The organism is Allochromatium palmeri (genome assembly GCF_009720725.1).
Taxonomy (GTDB): domain Bacteria; phylum Pseudomonadota; class Gammaproteobacteria; order Chromatiales; family Chromatiaceae; genus Thermochromatium; species Thermochromatium palmeri.
On record NZ_WNKT01000059.1, the window covers coordinates 1 to 17,599 of the forward strand.

General features: G+C 63.2%; 18 protein-coding genes, 1 pseudogene and 1 CRISPR repeat array. Of the genes and pseudogenes, 6 read left to right on the top strand and 13 right to left on the bottom strand.

Annotated features, from left to right (window positions below; genetic code table 11):
* Positions 1-261: 261 nt before the first annotated feature.
* Positions 262-549, bottom strand: a complete 288-nt coding sequence (locus GJ668_RS21010; RefSeq protein WP_155451479.1) for a DUF3299 domain-containing protein — start codon at positions 547-549, stop codon at positions 262-264.
* An 83-nt stretch (positions 550-632) separates the two neighbouring features.
* On the opposite strand from GJ668_RS21010, the gene GJ668_RS21135 reads away from it, so the two are divergent.
* Positions 633-1,244: a zinc ribbon domain-containing protein gene (locus tag GJ668_RS21135; protein ID WP_186343187.1), complete on the top strand. Its 612-nt coding sequence runs from the start codon at positions 633-635 to the stop codon at positions 1,242-1,244.
* A 6-nt stretch (positions 1,245-1,250) separates the two neighbouring features.
* Here GJ668_RS21135 and GJ668_RS21345 read toward each other — a convergent pair.
* From GJ668_RS21345 to GJ668_RS17965, 12 genes and pseudogenes are all read right to left on the bottom strand, one after another.
* A pseudogene (locus tag GJ668_RS21345) lies at positions 1,251-1,346 on the bottom strand (hypothetical protein); the annotation flags it as partial.
* A gap of 37 nt (positions 1,347-1,383) precedes the next feature.
* A CRISPR array of direct repeats spans positions 1,384-3,487; the repeat unit is 29 nt; unit sequence CGGTTCATCCCCGCGAGCGCGGGGAACGG.
* A 93-nt stretch (positions 3,488-3,580) separates the two neighbouring features.
* Positions 3,581-3,880, bottom strand: coding sequence for a type I-E CRISPR-associated endoribonuclease Cas2e (gene cas2e / locus GJ668_RS17915; protein WP_155451481.1), 300 nt, complete (start codon positions 3,878-3,880; stop codon positions 3,581-3,583).
* Positions 3,861-4,778, bottom strand: coding sequence for a type I-E CRISPR-associated endonuclease Cas1e (cas1e, locus tag GJ668_RS17920; protein ID WP_155451482.1), 918 nt, complete (start codon positions 4,776-4,778; stop codon positions 3,861-3,863). The genes cas2e and cas1e overlap by 20 nt, the downstream gene beginning before the upstream one ends.
* 57 nt (positions 4,779-4,835) lie before the next feature.
* On the bottom strand, positions 4,836-5,048 hold the full coding sequence (locus GJ668_RS17925) for a type II toxin-antitoxin system HicB family antitoxin (RefSeq protein ID WP_155451483.1): 213 nt from the start codon (positions 5,046-5,048) through the stop codon (positions 4,836-4,838).
* Positions 5,049-5,057: 9 nt separating this feature from the next.
* Entirely contained in the window at positions 5,058-5,243 is a 186-nt protein-coding gene (locus GJ668_RS17930; protein ID WP_155451484.1) for a type II toxin-antitoxin system HicA family toxin, read from the bottom strand.
* On the bottom strand, positions 5,240-5,863 hold the full coding sequence (gene cas6e, locus GJ668_RS17935; RefSeq protein ID WP_155451485.1) for a type I-E CRISPR-associated protein Cas6/Cse3/CasE: 624 nt from the start codon (positions 5,861-5,863) through the stop codon (positions 5,240-5,242). The genes GJ668_RS17930 and cas6e overlap by 4 nt, the downstream gene beginning before the upstream one ends.
* A complete protein-coding gene (gene cas5e, locus GJ668_RS17940; RefSeq protein WP_155451486.1) occupies positions 5,850-6,500 on the bottom strand; it encodes a type I-E CRISPR-associated protein Cas5/CasD in 651 nt (216 codons plus the stop codon). Before cas5e ends, cas6e begins: the two co-directional genes overlap by 14 nt.
* Before the next feature lie 2 nt (positions 6,501-6,502).
* Positions 6,503-7,648, bottom strand: coding sequence for a type I-E CRISPR-associated protein Cas7/Cse4/CasC (cas7e, locus tag GJ668_RS17945; RefSeq protein ID WP_155451487.1), 1,146 nt, complete (start codon positions 7,646-7,648; stop codon positions 6,503-6,505).
* A gap of 13 nt (positions 7,649-7,661) precedes the next feature.
* The gene (gene casB / locus GJ668_RS17950; RefSeq protein ID WP_155451488.1) at positions 7,662-8,255 is read right to left on the bottom strand and encodes a type I-E CRISPR-associated protein Cse2/CasB; all 594 of its coding nucleotides are present in this window, start codon (positions 8,253-8,255) and stop codon (positions 7,662-7,664) included.
* Positions 8,252-9,820 (bottom strand): type I-E CRISPR-associated protein Cse1/CasA, encoded by a 1,569-nt coding sequence (casA, locus tag GJ668_RS17955; protein WP_155451489.1) that lies wholly within the window; start codon positions 9,818-9,820, stop codon positions 8,252-8,254. Before casA ends, casB begins: the two co-directional genes overlap by 4 nt.
* On the bottom strand, positions 9,817-12,510 hold the full coding sequence (gene cas3 / locus GJ668_RS17960) for a CRISPR-associated helicase Cas3' (protein ID WP_155451490.1): 2,694 nt from the start codon (positions 12,508-12,510) through the stop codon (positions 9,817-9,819). Before cas3 ends, casA begins: the two co-directional genes overlap by 4 nt.
* A gap of 145 nt (positions 12,511-12,655) precedes the next feature.
* Entirely contained in the window at positions 12,656-13,282 is a 627-nt protein-coding gene (locus tag GJ668_RS17965; protein WP_155451491.1) for a DUF3299 domain-containing protein, read from the bottom strand.
* On the opposite strand from GJ668_RS17965, the gene GJ668_RS17970 reads away from it, so the two are divergent.
* From GJ668_RS17970 to GJ668_RS17990, 5 genes are read left to right on the top strand one after another with little or no spacing between them, the layout of a single operon-like run.
* Positions 13,281-13,451: a hypothetical protein gene (locus GJ668_RS17970; protein ID WP_155451492.1), complete on the top strand. Its 171-nt coding sequence runs from the start codon at positions 13,281-13,283 to the stop codon at positions 13,449-13,451. The genes GJ668_RS17965 and GJ668_RS17970 overlap by 2 nt on opposite strands.
* 52 nt (positions 13,452-13,503) lie before the next feature.
* Positions 13,504-15,069, top strand: a complete 1,566-nt coding sequence (locus tag GJ668_RS17975; protein ID WP_155451493.1) for a TonB-dependent receptor — start codon at positions 13,504-13,506, stop codon at positions 15,067-15,069.
* A 24-nt stretch (positions 15,070-15,093) separates the two neighbouring features.
* Positions 15,094-15,987 (top strand): metal ABC transporter substrate-binding protein, encoded by an 894-nt coding sequence (locus tag GJ668_RS17980; protein ID WP_155451494.1) that lies wholly within the window; start codon positions 15,094-15,096, stop codon positions 15,985-15,987.
* Between the two features lie 29 nt (positions 15,988-16,016).
* Complete coding sequence (locus GJ668_RS17985; protein ID WP_246194974.1) at positions 16,017-16,634, top strand: ATP-binding cassette domain-containing protein; 618 nt, start codon at positions 16,017-16,019, stop codon at positions 16,632-16,634.
* Complete coding sequence (locus GJ668_RS17990) at positions 16,631-17,428, top strand: metal ABC transporter permease (protein WP_186343189.1); 798 nt, start codon at positions 16,631-16,633, stop codon at positions 17,426-17,428. The genes GJ668_RS17985 and GJ668_RS17990 overlap by 4 nt, the downstream gene beginning before the upstream one ends.
* Positions 17,429-17,599: the final 171 nt, after the last annotated feature.

Here is a 17,599-nt window from a genome sequence, read left to right on the forward strand (position 1 = left end):
GCGCCAACCGAGGCTCACCGCGACGGCTTGATCGGATGCATACCACGAAAAGTTTCAAGAAGGCCTACTGGGCACTGGGAAGGAGCGTGTTTTTGTCCAAAGTCCAATTAGCAGGACCAATACCGTTTCCCAGTAACTGTGAACTCCCCGGAGATTATAGACACCTTCTTTGAAGCACTCGATCATTCCATTGGTCTGCGGGGTGCGCGGCTGAATGAGGCGATGCTCGATGGTGTGGGCTGAACAGACCTGGTCGATCCTTCACTCGACGGATTGACCAAGCTCCAAGCCGTCCATTTGCTCATGCTCGACATACTCGGCATCGATCCGGTAGGCGGCCACGGCGATCTCATGACGATATGACTCAATACGCAGCGTCCCGCTGACGCGCACGACATCGAAGACGCCGGCCCGATGGCTCTGGCCCTCGGGCATGACGACATGGATGGTCTGGTTAGCGGGCGGCGGCACATGGATACAGCCGCCGTAATAGGGAATCAGCAGAAATTCGCTGAGCACGTCGCTCTCGAAATCCAGCGACTGATCCAGCCGATACGACGCGGCTTGCGAACTGAACGTGTTTCAGATCTGCACGCCGAGCGTCTTGCATCCCGACCGAGAATCAAGGTCGGGTGGTGGCGCTCGATCCGGGCCTCCGGACCTTCCTGACCGGTTTTGCCGAGGATCAGGCGTTCAAGCTCGGCGACGGCGATTTCGCGCGCATCGCTCGGCTGTGTCATCACCTCGATCGACTGCTCTCCAGGATCGCCAAGGCCCGATGTCGGCAGAAAGCCCGGCTCAAAACGGCGGCGAACCGACTGCGCTGGACGATCCGCGATCTGGTCGACGAACTGCACTTTCAGGCCATCCGCTTCCTGCTCGATCGCTTCGACCTGATCCTACTGCCGACCTTCGAGACTCAGGAGATGGCGCGGCGCTCCAAGCGCCGGATTCGCGCCAAGTCGGTGCGATCCCTGCTCGGCTATGCCTTCTTCCGTTTCGGTCAACGCCTGGAGGCGGCGGCCAAGCGGATCGGCAAGGTCGTGTTGCGCGTCAACGAAGCCTACACCTCCAAAACGGCCAGTTGGACCGGCGAGATCCAGCCGATTGGCGGCGCGAAAACGATCACCAGCGGCGGCGTGACTGTCGACCGCGACATCAATGGCGCACGCGGGATCTTCCTGCGTGCTTTGGTAGATACACCCTCACTCAGAAATGAGTGTGCATGTGTTGGCGCTTGTTAGTCAGCGTTAGCATAAAAGTATCGGCTGGATCGTAGTCACAAGTCCCTTTCGCTTTGCCAGAACCAACACGCCCAGGACGCCTACGACTGGAAGACCAAGGTGCTGCGCAACCGTCGGCCTGGCTCACCAGCGCGACATTCGGTTCATCCCCGCGAGCGCGGGGAACGGATGTAGTCTTCAGGCCACACGATGCGCGCGCCCGGTTCATCCCCGCGAGCGCGGGGAACGGTCGCCATCCTCAACGAACAGCAGTCGACGCTGCGGTTCATCCCCGCGAGCGCGGGGAACGGACGCCACCGTTCAGGTCGCGTTGACCCACCACCGGTTCATCCCCGCGAGCGCGGGGAACGGTGGTCTCGGGAGGTTTTAGCGATCCGGGCAGTCGGTTCATCCCCGCGAGCGCGGGGAACGGTCGGCAGCCGCAAGCGATTCGATCGAGACGATCGGTTCATCCCCGCGAGCGCGGGGAACGGAGAGATCGCTGTGGCTACCGGACTCCTGTCGCCGGTTCATCCCCGCGAGCGCGGGGAACGGATGGGCACAACCGCCTAGAAATCTGCAAGCGGCGGTTCATCCCCGCGAGCGCGGGGAACGGATGATGTAGGTGTGAGATCCCAGCGGCCCAGACGGTTCATCCCCGCGAGCGCGGGGAACGGGAGGCCCACGCCCACGCGCATCTCAGGGAGTCGGGTTCATCCCCGCGAGCGCGGGGAACGGGCCGCCCAAGCTGGCGACATCGCCGCCTCCACGGGTTCATCCCCGCGAGCGCGGGGAACGGTTTTATAATTGGCGCTGACCGGAGCAATAAAGCGGTTCATCCCCGCGAGCGCGGGGAACGGGCCATCCTCAAGAAACAGGCCGATCTCCCAGACGGTTCATCCCCGCGAGCGCGGGGAACGGGCCGTAGAAATTGACGCGCCATGGACGCTCAGCGGTTCATCCCCGCGAGCGCGGGGAACGGCTGGAGAACCCGCCGGTGCGGGCCTGATAGAGCGGTTCATCCCCGCGAGCGCGGGGAACGGCTGGCGTTCCTGCTCCCATTTCAGCGTCGTCACGGTTCATCCCCGCGAGCGCGGGGAACGGCTGGGAGCAGACGGTAGTGCCGATGTCGGCATCGGTTCATCCCCGCGAGCGCGGGGAACGGGCGCGGGCGGCGCGGATGTATGCGCTGTGAGACGGTTCATCCCCGCGAGCGCGGGGAACGGCGCCCCGACTGCCGGGGTTTCGCACTCGCCGGCGGTTCATCCCCGCGAGCGCGGGGAACGGTCTCTCTGGATGCCATCGTTGTCGATGCTCGGCGGTTCATCCCCGCGAGCGCGGGGAACGGGCGGTCTCCAGGGCGAAGCAACTGCGCTCGAACGGTTCATCCCCGCGAGCGCGGGGAACGGGACCAGTTCCACTAGTTCAACCTCTGGTGATTCGGTTCATCCCCGCGAGCGCGGGGAACGGCGACCCTGGCCCTGGGCTTCCGGTTCTCCAATCGGTTCATCCCCGCGAGCGCGGGGAACGGCATCGGACCGGCCGACCCCAAGCCAGGAACCGCGGTTCATCCCCGCGAGCGCGGGGAACGGCGCCGAAGTGCCTGCGCCAACACACTGCACGACGGTTCATCCCCGCGAGCGCGGGGAACGGTTTCCCATCTCGAATCCTCCACGGCGGTTCGACGGTTCATCCCCGCGAGCGCGGGGAACGGGCCGGGGGTCCGACCGTAGAGCGGGCCGTTCGCGGTTCATCCCCGCGAGCGCGGGGAACGGGAATGACCGACACCAACCAACAACTGGCCGCGCGGTTCATCCCCGCGAGCGCGGGGAACGGAGCATATCGAGCGCGCGCGTCTTGTCGGCGAGCGGTTCATCCCCGCGAGCGCGGGGAACGGGAATGACCGACACCAACCAACAACTGGCCGCGCGGTTCATCCCCGCGAGCGCGGGGAACGGAGCATATCGAGCGCGCGCGTCTTGTCGGCGAGCGGTTCATCCCCGCGAGCGCGGGGAACGGGAATGACCGACACCAACCAACAACTGGCCGCGCGGTTCATCCCCGCGAGCGCGGGGAACGGACCCGCGCGAACGCAGAATTCCAGGACTATCTGCGGTTCATCCCCGCGAGCGCGGGGAACGGGCTCTTGCGTTTGGAGCAACAGCTATCCGGCGCGGTTCATCCCCGCGAGCGCGGGGAACGGATCGTGGCCGAAGGGCGCAACGAGCAAGCGATCGGTTCATCCCCGCGAGCGCGGGGAACGGACTTCCCATACTTGCCTGATTTAAAAAAAGAAATCAGACGCTGAAAAGTCTACCAACAAAACACCCTCTTTCAAAGGGGCGCAATTTTGATTGTCAAAGAGCTTTATCCGGCTCATCGAGAGGCTTGAAACTGACCAATCGCAAACCATCGAAATCGACTGGGACGCGCCGGTTCTTACCGACGGTGAGAAAATCGTAGCCCGACTCCGTGTTGGTGTTCCAAGCCATAACTGCATTGCCATCCTCAACACCCTCCAGCACCTGATTCCAGATGAACTCGCGTAGCCGCTTCGACGGACTGCCGATATAGACACCAGCGCGGATCTCCAGCAGCCAGACCGCCAGCCGTCCGCGCAGACGCGGCGGGACATTTTCAGTGACGATGACCAGCATCGCCCAAAGGCTTCCCATCGTCGATGGCCGGCGCAACCGCCTCCGGTGCCGGCTTGGGCGGTTCAACCTCACCAGCGGACAAAACTTCCTCGATCATTGGAATGATTTTGCCCAAGAGCTTGCTCTCCCGAAACACATCGCGACAGGCCAGCCGAACCAGACGCTCGGCTTGCGACTGCGGTGGATTCTTAGACGCGATCTGGAATGCCACCGGCACCACAGTCTCGAATTTGACGATATCCGCGATGTCGTAGACAAACGATTGCGGCTTGCCTGTGTGGATGAACCCAACCGCCGGGGCATAGCCGGCCGCTAGAATCGCCGCCTCGGTAATGCCGTAAAGACAAGCCGTAGCCGCCGACAGACAGGTATTGGGCACATCACTGCTGTCCCATTCGCTGGGGTCATAGCGCCGACCGCGCCACTGGACGCCATACCGCTTGGCGAGGTTCTCGTAAGTCTTCTTGACGCGCGCCCCTTCGATCCCGCGCAACTGCTCGACACTGCGCCGCTCGGGCGGTTTCTCCCCAAATCTCATTTCATACATTTTCCGCACGACTTTGAGCCGGGCCTGATCGTCGAGGGCCAGTTTGGCCTGATACAACAGCCGATCAGACCGCGCTCCATCCGGCTGCCCGGACGCATAGAGCCGCACGCCCGCCTCACCGACCCAAACCAGCAGGGTGCCGACTCGCGCCGCGAGCGCTGCCGCCCGGTGCGAGACCCGCGTTCCCGGCTCCAGCATGATGCAGGCGATACTGCCAATCGGGATGTGGGTGCGCACGCCGGTCTTGTCGATCACGACGAAGGCCCCGTCGAGCACGTCGATTTCTCCGTACTCGATGAAGATCATCGAAATGCGTTCCTTCATGGCGATGGGCTTGAGTGGTGGAAGCATGGCACTCGATCGTGTCGGCACATATCGCGTTATGGAGTGGCTCGACGGAGGAAGGGATCAGGCCGCGATCTCGATGTACTCGACCTGACTAGTCGGCGTTGGCACCGGCAAGCCATCTTCTCGCAGACCTTCCAGATGAAACTCGATCGCTTCCCGAATCTCCCGCTCGGTCTCCTCCAGGGTGCGCCCGGTGGCGACGCACCCTGGCAGATCGGGGACATAAGCCGAGTAGTTATGCTCTGCTCGTTCGATCACGATGGCGTAACGCATTGTCAATCCTCATTTCCAACCGGCTTGTTTGTAAATGCTGCTCACCGTGCCTGGAGCCAAGTCGTCGCTTGGTTTGCCCGGTACCGTGACCCGCCCCGGCTTGGTGTCGTGCTTGAATTGGCGATGGCTGCCTCTGGTTGCGACCAGATACCAGCCATCATGCTTCAGTCGCTCCAGGATCTCGGCGACTTTCATGGTGCTTTCGCCACGGACAGCAACCCGCATCCCCAGGCTTTTCCGTGCCCGAGTCCGTTCAGGATCGCCTGACGCAAGCGGTCTGGATCGGTCGCTTCCAGTCGGCCCTCGAACAGAGCCGATTGCAGCGTGATGGGCTTCCCGGTGCTTGCATGGCGTGCCTGGAGACGTTCCGAGGCGGCTCGCACACAGGCCAGGACGCTGAAGCCATGCCGGCGACCCTGTCGATCCAGCCATGCAAGCTGGTCCTCTTCTCTGACCAATCCCCAGCGTTTACCGTTGCGGGTGACAGTTGTATTGGCCAGGAGTCGGAAGCGATAGCGAGCGCCAGACTGAATCAAGCGTTCCAGATCGACCGCTTTGTTGCCCAAGATCTCCACGGCATAGCCGGTTTGCTCGGCCAGCGATGCCCAGTCGGAGCCGACGGCGGATTGAACGAGCAGCACCACGCTTCCAGCCGTCGACTGACTCGTTTCCAGTCGCCACAGAAACCGATGCGGTGGCGATTGCGCATCGGGTGCATGGGCGCGCGCCAGGGTGCGATGCAGCTCATAGAGATTACCCAGATCGCGCCTGACTCGCGGGTGGCGTGGGTCGAGGGTCAGCCTAGACAGGTACATCGATGACCTCCGTCGCGATATGGCGCGGGCCGAAACGGCGCTCGGCAAAGGGCGCGAGCGGTTGATCGAAGCGCATCGCCCCTTTTGTCGCGTGTTCCAGTAGCAGGCGCAAAGGCGCCGCGCGATCTTCATGTCGTGGGGAGGCGATACGCAGGGCACCGATCAAGGCATCACGCAGTCCCAACTCGATTGGTCCGCTTTCGAACCAGACCGGAGCGGCGGGCGGAAAGGCTTTGCGACCAAGCGCCAGCGGCCAGACCGGATCACGCAGCGCGGAATCCATGGCGTCGAGCAGGCTTCGATCCTCACCTTCGAGGCCGACCAGAAAGGCGGCATCGGCCAAGTAGTAACGCGGGCTGATCACCGTTCGTTTTGGATCGACCTTGCCGGCAGCCGTGACAACGCCGGTAGCGGTCTGATAATCGCGCATCAGCAGACCTTCACGATCCACGCGCACGCCCATACGTAACCGCGCCAGATCGTCCAATGGCGCGGCGCGATCACGGCCCAGCGCGGCACACACCAAGCCCAGCACCCCGGATTTGGACGGCTCCAGTTGGCTGTCGCGTTCATCGAAACGGCTGGTGGTGCCCCATGACTGCATCGGACCCGCCAGCCGCAGGAGCAGCGTTGGCATGATCAGACCCCCAGCCGTTCACGGGCAGTCTCGACGACCCAATCCGTCAGTGATTGCAGCGTTCGATGTGGCATGCCCTTGGACTCAGGCCAGGCGCTGGTGAGATCCAGATAGCCCCAAGTGTCCTGACCATCGCCGAAGGCGCCCGCGATGGCGGTCTCCTGTTCCGCGAGCTTCTCGACCGACAGGCTGGTCAGTTCGCGATCCAATCGGGGCCAGACAGGTTTCTCGAAGGCATTGGCCAGATTGAAGGGGCTGGCGTGGCGGAACACAACGCCGATGAAGCTTGGCGGATTGTGGGCCGCAAAGGTGTTTTGCTTCCCGGTCGGGATGGCGCGCGCCATGGCCTCCGTGAAAGCGGCGATGCCCTTCAGGGCCAGCTCATGATCGCCCTTGAGGTTGTCCACCAGCTTGCGCGGATCGATGACGGCATAGCGGTAGAAGGTGGCTGAATTGAACTCGACCTGTCCGATCATGCCGGCGCCGGTCTCATCGATGCCGCCCTCGTCGTCCACGGCAGTGAAATAGTCGAACTCGCGCTCGACCCGATGGGTACTGATGGCGTGGGCCACCTGGCAGGCAGCGTGCTGGTTGACGGCGGGCAGGTCGGCCAGCATCCGTCCGAACAGCGCCACATCCACTGCTTTCTGACCATCCAGGATCGACTTGGCAGCCTTGACGATCTCTGGCGGTGCGCTGGCCTTGGCCTGCTTCTTGGTTTTCTTGCCGCCTTCCTCGCTCACAGGCGCGCTCAGGGCGTCCCAATGGGTATGGATCAGCTCGGCAAAGCCTTCGATCTCGCCCTGACCTAGAAACAACAGATATTCGGTCTTGCCATCGTCCTTGACCTTCAGCCCAGCGGCCGCCAAAGCGGTTTCGATTTGAGTGCCGGCCTCTGGATGTCCGAGTTCGGTCAAGCGCTGTTGCAACAAGGTCTTGAGTTTCAAGGTGCGAACCGAACCGAACTCGCTCGGGATCGTGCCCAGTTCAGCGGACTTGAGCCGAATCGCGCGCTTGAAGCACTGGCTGCTGACACGCGCACGGCGCTGCCCGCCGAAGATGGCATCCTTCGGTGCTCCCGTGTCGTCTCGATTGAGATTGGAGGGAGCAAAATTCTGGATCAGATGGAACTCGATGAAGAGGCTCATGGTGCGCTCCTTGTCAGTCAGCGGATGGGGTGGCGTTCGGGGCGGATGGTTCTTGATACGTGGCGTCCGAATCTGGGGCATAGGCGCGATAGAAGTCACGCGCCCAGCGCTGACATATCCGGTTTCGGCCATCGACCGCAAATGGCTTGAGCCAGAGGCTCAGATCGTCGAGCAGACGGACATAATCACAGGGACGATCATCCGCCGCGAGCAGCGACACGGCTTGGCGCAGCAGGCTGGGCAGGCTTTCGGGTTCGGCTCCAAGGAGGCCGATGAAGCGCTGTTCGACACTGCCGACTGTGTGTTTCGACGGATCGCGTTCCGCTTGATCCCGATGGCGCGCGACATGACCGAAGGCCGTAGCCAGACTTTCACTGTCCTGATGTCGTGGGTGCAACGCAAAGAGCCCGGCCGTGAGATAGAGCGCCTTGCGCCTTGGATCATCGGCATGGCTGTCGCGAGCCACGAAGCGCTCGACATAAGGATAGGCGCGCGGAAAGCTGCCTGGCGCAAAGCCCAAACCTCGACGCAAATGGGCCAGAGCACCGCGATCATGCTGCTCCAACTCGGACAGGTACCTGATGAAGGCTTGAGCGTGCTCGCTCATGGGCTGGTTTCCTCTGACGTCATGGCGGGTTGTTCGAGTGACCGGATCAGACGGCGCACGCTTGGATCGGCACGGGCAATGGCGCGCATGACGCGCGGTGAGTCGCCAAACGCTTGGCCAGTGGCACTCCAGGCGCGCTGGACGGCAAGTTTCAACTGTTGCCGCCAATGCTGATGCGCACCCTCAACGTCACCGGCCGCGATGCGCTGCATCAATGCCGCCAGCGCTCGCTCGGCGGCTGAGAAAAAGACGGGGGCAGTAGGGCCTTTATCCAGAATTGATTTGGCACGCGCTCGGGTGTCCTTGTGAGCGGGGTCCGGCATGGTTTCGGCGATCATCTCGGCACTGATCATACGCAGCCGGAAATAGACGTCCTCGGCGTAGCGGATCTGGTCGCGAAATTCAGCCGCTGCCTCGGGGTTGTTGATGAGTGGCAGTGGAAGGTCGAAACGATCGATCCGCCACCGCAGCAGTTTGGCTTGATCGCTGGCAAGTCCAGCAACGAGGACAGGCACGGGGATGTCGAAACGCCCCAGTCGCTCGTAAAGATGGGTTGCCCACAACAGAATGGCCGCCGGATGGCTGAACTTGCCGCTCGCATCCGGTACCAGTGTCGGCAGCTCGCGCCAGAAGGCGCGTCCTTCCTGGAACGAGACGCGCACCACCTTACCGTCCTTGGTCTGGCGCGAACTGACCATGGGGTCGGGCGCCTTCTCGTCGTCTTCCAGAGACAGGCCGGCGGCCACGAACACCTGTCGAATCTGAATGCCATCAGCCGTTTCCTCGGGCACGAACAGGATGGCGCGGGTCTGACGGGTGTAACGATCGTTCGGCCCCGTGGCCAGTTGCGCATTGGCCCGCAGTGCGCCGATCGATGGCGGTTGACGTTCCCAGGCGGGCAGATCCTCGGGTTGTCGCTGATGTGTGGGATGCAGACCAAGCAAGAGCGTATGAGCCAATGTGTCGCCGAGCGGCAGAATCGCGGCACTGTTGACGACGGGTCCGGCCCGCTCCGAGCTTTTCAGTTTCTTGCCTGGGAAAAAACCGCCCGGCGTGAACTGGAGATAACCGAGCAATCGGCGTAATGCCAGGGCGGCATCCAACGCGGGTGCGTCGTAGATCTCGTGCTCGAACAGACTGCTGCCGTAGAGCAGGTTGATCGTAATGGATGAGACCGAGAAACAGGCGCTGGAGGTTTCCTCCCAGTCGGCCAGTCCGGCCACCTGCATGAAGGGTTCTTCCGGGTGGAACAGCCAGAATCGTTCGCGCCACTGATCCAGGTAGGCGCGGATCGCATCCTCGGGTAGTCCCTCCCGATACCAGCGGGCGCGGTCGGCGTCCTTCCAGTGACCGTGATGCGAACTCAGCGCCCGATGCAGCACGGCAAGCAACAGGCGATGCAAGGCGATCAGGCTCGTCGGCGCGGGTTCGGTCAGAGTGGCGATGGTGTCGGCACCCATGAGTGCCTCGGTCAGACTGACATCACAGCATTCACCGTTCAGCCGCCGGATCGGAATCCAGGGTTCATCCAGCAGGTTGAAAGCCGGTGCGGTGGTTCGGGTCATGATGCCTCCTGGCTGGGAGATGAGGACTCATAGACGATGCCAAGCTCGGGATCGAGGCGCACCGTCAATCCGCCGAGTTCGGCGCGGCCATTGATCAATGGCAGGGGGCGAAGATGTCGGAGCAACGGATGTTCCTCGAATCCGCGCGGTAGCGGCAGGGCCAGCAGGTCATGCAGAACGCCCTTGCGTGACAGACGCACCTGGCGCGCGAAGAGACGGCGCGCCAAGGCATCGTCAGGGATCTCGGTGGGGTCGAACGGGGCATCGCTGTCGGTCAGTCGCCAACCGTCTTCGCTGACGAAGACAGGTACGACGGTCAGACTCTCTTCGCCGAGGCGTGTCACGACCGGAATGCCGCCACCCTCCCGGTCTTCGTTCGCGCGTGGCTTCTGGTTGTAGGCATTCTGCGGCTCGTCTTCGGCATCGATGGCGACATTGAACGCTTGCTGTCGCTGGGTCTGCGTTTTGGCGTAGTGCTCGCCCAACGCCTTGTCCAGGGTCGCCAGAAAGTCCGGCCGGTCGCATTCCTCGAAGGGATCGCCCGAATAGACGGCCTGCACCAGTCGGTCGATATCCTCGGGCAACCGCCACACCGGTTCGCGCAAGAGCACACCCCAGGTGCAATAGAGGACATAGGGGTCATAGACGAAACCCCAGGCGGTGTCTGTGAGTTCGGGCGGGCGTTCGTTCAGCAGGCCAGCGATGCGTAGATGTGGTTCGGCATGGGCCGCAGGACGCGCGCGCTCGTGCCTGTGCAGCCGACCCGCACGTTGCAGCAGAAGATCGACGGGCGCCAGATCCGACAGCATGAAATCGAAATCCAGATCCAGGCTCTGTTCCGCGACCTGCGTCGCAATCAGCAGACAGCGCGCCGGACGCCGTGCGCTCGCGACCGGACCGAAACGCGCCAAAACCTCACGCTCACGCACGGCGCGCTCGTCGGCGGGGAATCGGGCATGGAACAGCAGGATCTCGCTCGGATCCTCCACCCGCTCGCACAGTGCTCGATAGAGATCCTGAGCCCGTTGCACGGTGTTGACGAGCACCAGACCACAGCCGCCACCGGCCAGAGCGTCGAGTGCCGCCGTCGCCAGAGTCTCCAGATCCTCGGCGATTCCAGACACCCGGATCGGCTCCAGACGGCGACAGGCGACGTGTTCGGCCAGCGTCTCACCATCCCGAGCCATCAGGAGACGCGGATAGGGCGTCTCCGGCCGATCTCGCGCGCCCCAGGCATCGAGTAACGCGGCACGACGCTGGGCCGGCAGGGTGGCGCTCATCAGGATGACCGAGCAGCCCAGCGGTTTGAGCCAGCGCAACAGGGCTTCGATCAGGCCGCTGGTGTAGGTGTCGTAGGCATGGATCTCATCGAGCACCACGACCCGGTTGGCCAAGCCCCAGAGACGCACGAAGTGATGCTTGACGTTGAGTGTGGCGAACAGCGCCTGATCGACGGTCCCGACGCCATAGGGCGAGAGCAACGGACGCTTGCGCTGGGAGAACCAAGCCGAACAGGCGATGGACTCGGCAGGCGAGGCATCGACTCCGCGCAGTCGCTGGATGCGCTCGTCCAGTCGGGTTGCGCCATGCACCAGCTGGATGTCCAGTTGCACACCGGGCGCGACCTGTCGCAGGAACGCGAGGGTACGATCGAACATGGCATTGCCGGTCGCCTGGGTCGGCAGAGCCAGATAGAGACCCCGATGTCCATGGCGGGCTTGCAGCCTGAGATGGGCGAGCAGCGCCAGTTCGGTTTTGCCCTCGCCCATGGGTGCCTCGACGATCATCAGCACCGGACTATCGGCCTGATCCAGCAGCCGGTCGGCGGCACACTGCAACGGCCGCGCCATCACGGAGCCTTCGGGTTGTCCAAGGATGCGCCGGATTAGTGTATCGGTATCCGCCTCGCCAGCGAGCAAGGGCTGGTAGGCGGGCCAGCCGATGGCGTCGAGTGCGCTGTCGGCCAGCGCTCGGGCCTGGGTGTAATGCTCGGTCAGTGAGTCGGCGCGCTCGCCCAGTGGAAACCAATCGGTATTGGAGCCGATCCAGTCTGCGACACTGGTCAGACCGGCGAACCAGGCAATGGCGGGCAGGGGTAGGTCGTCGAGCGCGGGGCCGTCGCCCGGCTCCAGAGCCGTCCAGTAGGCGTGCAGGATCTCGGAACGCGCCCTGTCCCATTCCTGCCCTTCGTTCCGTGGCTGGCCATCGCGGATTTCCAGAAGGTTCGGCATATAGCCGTGATGGGCGCCAAGTGCTGACGCAACGGGTGCGATCCAGTCCGCGCTCGAGGACAGCGCTTGAAGTTGACGGCGTAGCAGCGCGGCCGAGGCCAGATCGTGACGATGGACATTGAGCGCGGCGGATTTGAAGGACAATCCAGCCTGTTCGTCGACCCGCTGCCCATCCGGCCATTTGAACTGAAAACCGGGGATCGCCTTGCCGAAGTCATGGAGTCCAGCGATCGCCGCAAGCCAACGTTGAACTGGCTGTGTCGGCAGGCCAAAAATGCTGGCGGCCCAAACCTGTGTTCGTGGCGACTCGCGATTAAGGATGGATTCTGCAACGGCCGCCACATCGAGCATGTGCGCAAGCAGTCCATGGCCGGCTGGATCGCCGCTTTTGGCCCACAGAGTTCTGGCAGGAGCCGATAGCTCACTGAATCGAGCGCATCGATAGGTATTCGCGTCCATGTGTCATTGAAACCGGTACTTTTTGTGCTCTGAATCATAGACACAAAATGCAAAAATGTGAATATTTGTAAACGTTTTGCTGGAATACGTTGACCTGCAACACCGCGATCGATGCCGCCGTAGCCGTATCATCAAACAAGAATTATTATTCGACGGGTTGACCAAACTCCAAGCCATCCATCTGCTCATGCTCGACATACTCGGCATCGATCCGATAGGCGGCCACGGCGATCTCGTGACGATACGACTCAATACGCAGCGTCCCGCTGACGCGCACGACATCGAAGACGCCGGCCCGATGGCTCTGGCCCTCGGGCATGACGACATGGATGGTCTGGTTAGCGGGCGGCGGCGGCACATGGATACAGCCGCCGTAATAGGGAATCAGCAGAAATTCGCTGAGCACGTCGCTCTCGAAATCCAGCGGCACCAGAAAGCCGGTGAGACTGATCCGTCGTCCGGCCAGCAGCGGCACCGTCGGTGCGGCGTTCCAGAGTTCCATGATCTGCTCCATGATCGCGACCGCACGCGGGTCATCGTCGGGGATGTTCTCGACCTCGAGTTCCTCCAGCAACGCCTCGGGCTGCCAATCGGGCGGCAGCAGGTCATCCCAGTCCAGTACCTCAAAGCCTTCGCGCGCGGCCAGGGTCGCGCCCGATCCATCGCCGTGCGGCCCCGCCGAGCCTGGGTTATCGCCACAGGCGCCGAGCAATAGGGTCATTAAGATCAGTGTCAGGACGGCCAGCAGCCGGATTGGCAGAGGTGTTCGCATGGATCTCTCGATTCGTGGTGGTGTTGGCGGCTCAGAGCGCGTTGGACAGTCTATCGGCTCATACGATCTGCGGCGCACGCTCGATCAAGACGGCGCCGACCTCCAGGAGCGACGGAATCACTCGGGCGTTGCCGAGAATCGGGTTGTTTCTAAAAATGTTATTTCATAACATTCGCGCCCGTCCATTTCGATCGACACCCATCCAGGCAGGAGTTCCATTCATGCGCCCATCGATCCTGGCCGCTGGTCTGGCCACGGCCCTGACTGCGCCAGCCGCCGCTGTTCAGGCCTCCAACGAGGCCGAACTCGCCGAACTCAGATCCATGCTCGAACAGATGCGCAGCCAGTACGAGCGCCGTATCCAGGATCTCGAAGACCGACTCGCCCAGGCCGAGCGCCAGTCGGCCGACCACCATACGCAGACATCGGCGCCTGGACACGCGCCCCGCGCACCCGACACAGCCCGCTCCCAGCCGATGAGCGCCCCGACCGTGGCCGCCAACACCGGAACCGCGACAATCGCACCGACGTCCGGAGCGGCGCGAGCCACCGATATTCTGGGGGCACTCAGCTCAGGCAGTGCCTTCAATCCGCAGATCTCGGTGATCCTCAACGGTAACTATTACCAGGATGGCGTCAATGGCACGGGCGCCGCCCTGGTCGGTCAGGCCCTGAAGCCTCCAGGCGTAGTCCATGACCACGATCACGCGGACGACGATGACGGCCATGCGCATGGCGGACTGAACAACGGCTTCAACTTCACCGAGGCCGAGCTGTCCTTCAGCGCCACAGTCGACCCCTATTTCGACGCCGTCACCTATCTCGCCATCCTCGGTGATGGCACCGTGCATCTGGAAGAAGCCTGGTTCCAGACGCGCGGACTGCCGAGCGGACTGCGCGTCAAGGCCGGTAAATTCCTGAGCGACTTCGGCTATGCCAACAGACAGCATCCGCATGCCTGGGACTTCGCCGACCAGAATCTGCCCTATCTGAACCTGCTCGGCGAGCACGGCATTCAAGACACAGGCGTGCAGCTCACCTGGCTGCCGGATCTGCCCGTCTATACCCTGCTCGGGGTCGAGGCGCTCCAGGGCGATCAAGAGGTCTTTGGCACGACACTCGATGGCGAAGATCAGGAGCGGCTGGGACTGGACACGACCGAGGACGGCCCGCGACTCTGGACGCTCTTTGCCAAGTTCGCGCCGGACTTGGGACTGGATCAAGCGCTGCAACTCGGCGTGTCCTATGCGCGCAACACCCAGCATCAGGAAATCCAAGCACACACGCATGACCTTGAGGACGCGATCCATGAGAATGCCCTGACGGGCGACGCCGATCTCTGGGGGCTGGATCTGGTCTACAAATACGATGGAGCTGGCCCTTATGGTCAAGGCGATTTTAAGTTCCAGAGCGAGTATTTGCGTTCGATCAGGGATCTGAACATCCGCGCCAGCGCGCATCCCGAGGCGATCGGCTCACGGCGCATCTTCACCACCGACGGCCTCTATGCTCAGGCACTCTATGGCATCGCGCCGCGCTGGACGGCCGGGCTGCGCTATGACGTGCTCGGCCTGATCAACAGGGTCAGCGGAGATGCGCACCTTGACTATGGTCCCTCGGACCGCTGGACGCTGAATCTGACCTGGAACCTGTCGGAGTTCTCGCAACTGCGCGCCCAGTATGCACGCAACAACATCCTGGTGGCCGAGAACGAACGCGAACGCTTCGATGCCTTCTATTTACAATTTTTGATGGGGCTGGGCAGCCACGGCGCCCATGCGTTCTAGCCGCACAGACAGGAGAATCCGCTGATGCCATTTCGAATTTTGATCGCTCTTGTGGGCCTGCTCCTGACGGGCAGCGTGCTGGCCGCGCCGCTCGACGTGGTCGCGACCACGTCGAGTATGGGAGCCCTGGTGCGCGCTGTCGCTGGCGAACGTCTGGAACCGACCATCCTCGCCGGCCCAGAACGTGACCTGCACCAGCTCCAGGCCAAGCCGAGCATGATGCGCGCGCTGCGTGGCGCGGATCTGGTGGTAGCCATCGGTGCCGAGCTGGAAGTCGGCTGGCTGCCGGCGGCCATCAACAGCGCGGCCAATCCGGCCATCCAGCCGGGCCAGGAGGGCTATTTCGAGGCCGCCGCCCAGGTCGAACTCCTCGACGTCGGCGGAGCGGCCGACCGTGCGCTCGGCGATGTGCATACGGTTGGCAATCCGCATGTCGATCTGGACCCGGTGCGCATGGCGCGCATCGCCGCCGCACTGGCCGAGCGGTTAGCGCGGCTCGATCCAGCGGGTGCCGAGACCTATCGAAGCGGTGCCAACGCCTTCGCACACGCGGTCGAGCGCCGTGTCACTGACTGGCGCGCGCGGTTGGCCGGGGCGCCGGGCGTGCTGCTCTATCATCGCGATGCCGTCTATCTGCTCGATCGTTTCGATGTGCCCTTGCTTGGAACCATCGAGTCGATTCCGGGCGTGCCGCCGAGCGGACAGGATCTGCTCGAACTGACGAACACGCTCAAAGGGCGCGCCGGCGTGGTGATCTATGCACCCTATCAGCCGCCCCAGGCGCCCGCGAAGCTGGCGCGCGATCTCGGCTGGCGTGTGGAACGCTTGCCCTTGGCGCCGCCGCTGGACGCCGACGGCACCGGCTATCTGGATCATATCGAGCGTTGGGTTGACGCCATCGCGGCGGCGCGTCCCTGAATCCGGTGAGCGCGTCTGATTCTCGACCGTTGCTGCGGCTCGATGCCCTGGTCGCCGGCTATACGCGGCCCGTGGTCGGCCCGGTGTCGCTGACGCTCCAACGCGGCGAGGTGCTCGGACTCTGGGGGCCGAACGGCACGGGCAAATCGACCCTGCTCAAAGCCATCGGCCGCTCGGCGCGGATCTTCTCGGGGCGGGTCGAACTCCAGCCCGGCGTGCAGCTGGCGCATCTGGATCAGCAACCGGTGCGACTCCCGGCCATGCCGCTGACCGGACGCGAGCTGCTGCGGGTGGCCGGTGCCAGACCCGAGGCGCTGGAGGCGCTTAGGACACAGCCAAACGCACTCACGCCGCTGCTGAAACGGCGCATCGACCGGCTGAGCGGTGGTCAATATCAACGGCTCTGGATCTGGTCGGCGCTGGCGACCGGCGCGGATCTGGTCTTGCTCGACGAGCCGACCAACAATCTCGATCCGGCCAATCGCGCCGCCCTGGTCGAGATTCTGGCCCAGGAACGCGACGGACGCGGGATGCTGATCGTCAGCCACGATCATGACTTTCTGGAGCGCGTCTGCACGCGCCTGCTCGAAGCGCGTGACGCGGCCATCGTCGAGGTCCGGACGACTCAGCCAGAGGGCCGATCGTGACCGACGCGCTGCTCGATCCGCTGTTTCATCTGCCGCTTCTGACCGGGCTGCTGCTCGCTGGACTGCTGCCGGTGCTGGGCGCGCTGGCGATGCTGCGCGACGAATGGCTGGCGGCTCTGGGGCTGGCGCATCTGGCCTCGGCCAGCGCACTGCTTGGTCAGGCGTTCGGTGTGCCGGTGCTGATCGGGGCGACCTTGGGGGCACTCGGCGGCGGAGCGCTCAAGACGCGGCTCGCTGCGCGGGGCAATATCGCCTATGGCTTCATGATCCTGGCCGGTTGGTCGGCGACGCTGCTGATCGGCGCCAATACCGCGCTCGGCGAGCAACTGGCCCGATCGCTGATCGAGGGGCAACTCTATTTCGCCGGGATCGCCGAGTTGGGCGCCGGTCTGCTGCTGCTTGCGCTCTGCATCCGCACTCTGCCGCGACTCATGCGCCCCGTCCTGCGCGCGCGCTTCTTTCCGCGTTACGAGACGGCCAATCAGCTTCCGGCCTGGCGCTGGCATCTGGGGTTGGATCTGCTGACAGCGGGCGGATTGGCGATCGGGACTCTGACGCTGGGCCTGATGGGCGCTTTTGCGCTGGTGCTGATTCCTGCCTGGATCGCCTTTCGGCTGGCACCGAGCTGGCGCTGGACGCTCATTGCGGGCAGTCTGATCGGGGTGATCGGCTATCTGCTGGCCTTCGTCGCCGCGCTCGAACTCGATCAGCCGTTCGGGCCGATGCTGGTTGGTGTGCTGCTTGGGTTGGCGCTGCTCACTGGATGGTTGGGACGACCGGCGCGGATCGGCTGAGTGAGCTACTCGCTGGATCTGTATCGCAATACTATCGCCCATCAAGCGCCGGTCCAGGCGGTAGCCTGAATTTTTATTTGGCGCTTTTTAGCGATTGGACTTTGGACAAAGTATCTTACCAGCTGGCAAAAATCGTTCGCTCACATACAGTTGGAGTAGACAAGTCCTCTG